At 69.7% G+C, this 419-nt stretch carries 1 protein-coding gene; it reads right to left on the minus strand.

Going from position 1 to position 419, the window contains the following annotated elements; genetic code table 11:
- Positions 1 to 63 precede the first annotated feature (63 nt).
- Positions 64 to 419: ATP-binding protein (locus tag FQ755_RS17200; protein ID WP_144156048.1), on the minus strand; the 356-nt coding region annotated here is incomplete at its 5' end.

A 419-nucleotide genomic window follows, 5' to 3' on the forward strand; every position in this document is an offset into this window, starting at 1 on the left:
GATCCTCGGTTATGCGATCGATCGGCGCGCGCCACGCCAATCGTCTGAGGAGAGCATCCCGGCTCAGGCCGCCTGGGTGTGGCGGCGCTTGATCAGGGTGACGCGATTGATGCCGTTGACGTGGTCGTGGCTGACGATGTCGCAGCTCTCGCGGATGATGAACAGGCCGAAGCCGCCTTCCGATTCGCCCGAGAAATCGGGCTTCAGCTCCGGCGGCGGCGTGAAGGGCCGGCCGTCGTAGACGAACTCGAGCGTGGCCAGCTCCGGGCCGGTGGTGCAGACCACCTCGATCGGGCCGTCGCCGGGGCGCGAATCGTGGCGCACCACGTTGCTGGCGAGCTCGACCGCGGCCAGCGCGAGCGAGGCCGCGTCGTCGTCGCCGAGGCCCGCCGCCGCGTGCATCGCCACGAAGTTGCGCA

This window comes from Paraburkholderia sp. BCC1885 (genome assembly GCF_900996235.1).
GTDB lineage: Bacteria > Pseudomonadota > Gammaproteobacteria > Burkholderiales > Burkholderiaceae > Paraburkholderia.